This window comes from Kitasatospora sp. NPDC048296, assembly GCF_043201815.1.
GTDB lineage: Bacteria > Actinomycetota > Actinomycetes > Streptomycetales > Streptomycetaceae > Kitasatospora.
On the sequence record NZ_JBICZB010000189.1, the window covers coordinates 1 to 2,101 of the forward strand.

2 protein-coding genes are annotated in these 2,101 nt (G+C 68.3%); both read left to right on the forward strand.

Translation table 11 applies throughout. The features are described 5' to 3' along the window. Positions 1–54 precede the first annotated feature (54 nt). Complete coding sequence (locus ACGF12_RS38365) at positions 55–633, forward strand: IS607 family transposase (protein WP_393041222.1); 579 nt, start codon at positions 55–57, stop codon at positions 631–633. Further along, positions 626–2,101 (forward strand): IS200/IS605 family accessory protein TnpB-related protein (locus ACGF12_RS38370; RefSeq protein WP_393041225.1); only part of this gene is annotated, 1,476 nt, incomplete at its 3' end. The genes ACGF12_RS38365 and ACGF12_RS38370, both read left to right, overlap by 8 nt.

Consider the following 2,101-nt stretch of genomic DNA (forward strand, 5'->3'; position numbering starts at 1 on the left):
CTGACTGTGCGTAAGTGTGCATGAGCGTAATCCAGTTGCATTATGATCGCGTTCATGAATCTGACGGAGTGGGCGCGAGCGCAGGGGATCAGTCCCCATACCGCTTACCGCTGGTTCCGTCAGGGCACTCTGCCGGTTCCGGCTGAGCGGGTGGGGCCGCGCACGATCCTGGTGAACATCGAGGCCAACGCCGCATCCGACGACCCAACCGGCGGCGTCGGCCTGTATGCCCGGGTCTCCTCACATGACCAGAAGTCGGACCTTGAGCGGCAGACGGCCCGGCTCGCCGGATGGGCGGCCAAGGGTGGTCACCGTGTCGTCCGGGTCGAATCGGAGATCGGTTCCGGGATGAATGGCGGCCGGTCGAAGGCCCGTCGTCTGCTGGCCGATCCGGCTGTGACAACGGTCGTTGTCGAGCACAAGGACCGCCTCGGCCGGATGAACGTCGAACTCGTGGAAGCCGCGCTCGCCGCGTCGGGCCGCCGCCTGGTCGTCCTGGACGAGGGTGAGGTCGAAGACGATCTGGTGCGGGACATGGTCGAGATACTGACCTCGTTCTGTGCCCGCCTGTACGGGCGTCGCTCGGCGAAGAATCGGGCGAAGGCCGCGCTGGAGGCTGCCGAGCGTGGCTGACCTGCGTGATATCGCCCGTCCGTTCGTCGCCGATCCCGCTTCGGGTGTGTGCGTGCGCGACCGGCTCAAGGGCCTGACGGCCGAGGACGGCAAGGTCCTGCGGCTGGTCGGCGAGCACCTCGGTTCGCTCGCGTCCCGGGATCTGGCCCGGCGTATCCGGGACGGCCTGGAGCACTCCTCCAAGACGTGGGCGGCCCGCAAGCGTGACCTGACGCCGGAGTCATCGGCGCGCTGGGCCGGTTCGATCACGAAGACCACACATGACCAGTGGGGGCTGTCCCGCCGCGCCCAGTGGCAGCACCTCGACTCGTTGCGGGCCGGTATCGGAACGATCCGCCACCGCCTGTCCCTGCCGATCGGCGAGAAGGGCACCAAGCGCGCCCCAGGCGGATGCCGGTCCGAGCGCGAGTGGTTCGTCAAGTCCCGCCGTCTGGCCTACCTTGAGGCCGAGTTCGAGCACGTCAAGGCCGAGCGGGAGGCCGGAAAGGTCTCCGTCGTCCGAGGTGGCCGACGCTTGCTCAATACCCGTCACAACCTCGATGCCGCAGATCTGACCGAGGATCAGTGGCGGGAACGCTGGGACGCGGAGCGCTGGTTCATGTCCGCTGACGGTGAGTCCGGCAAGCGGTTCGGCAATGAAACGATCCGTGTCACGCCGGACGGCGAGGTCAGCATCAAGCTGCCCGCGCCACTGGCGCACCTGGCCAATAGCAAGCACGGCCGGTATGTCCTCGCCGCGAAGGTGTCGTTCCCGCACCGGGGCGCGGAGTGGCGCGACCGCATCGAGACGAACCGGGCGGTGGCCTACCGCATCCACGTGGACGTGGATCGGAGCCGCTGGTACCTCGACGCGAGCTGGCAACGCAAAGACCTCCCCATCGTCCCTCTGGAGTCGTTGCGTTCGGGTGAGGTGATCGGGGTGGACATGAACGCCGACCACCTCGCCGCCTGGCGCTTGGACACCCACGGCAACCCGATCGGTAAGCCCCACACCTTCGACTACCAGCTCACCGGCACCGCCACTCACCGGGACGCCCAGATCCGGCACGCCCTCATCCGCCTCCTCCACTGGGCCAAGGACACCGGATGCCGGGCCATCGTCATCGAGGATCTGGACTTCACTGACTCCAAGACCCGCGAGAAGCACGGCCGCCGCAAGCGGTTCCGGCAGCTGATCTCCGGCATCCCCACCGGCAAGCTGCGCGCCCGGCTCCTCGCGATGAGCGCCGAGCGCGGCATCAGCATCATCGCCGTGGACCCCGCCTACACCTCGATGTGGGGGGCCGAGCACTGGCAAAAGCCCCTCACCACACCGAACCGCCCCGTCACCCGTCACCAGGCGGCGGCCGTGGCGATCGGACGACGCGCCCTCGGACACCGGATCAGGCGTCGGACGGCACCGCCCCACCACGACCAGAGCGATCGCGGTGGGCATCGGACCGCCCAGGCCCGAACCGGCGACCGGGAG

Bases quoted from the DNA above. Each gene is read 5' to 3' on its own strand.
- ACGF12_RS38365 (WP_393041222.1), top strand. From the start codon at position 55: ATGAATCTGACGGAGTGGGCGCGAGCGCAGGGGATCAGTCCCCATACC.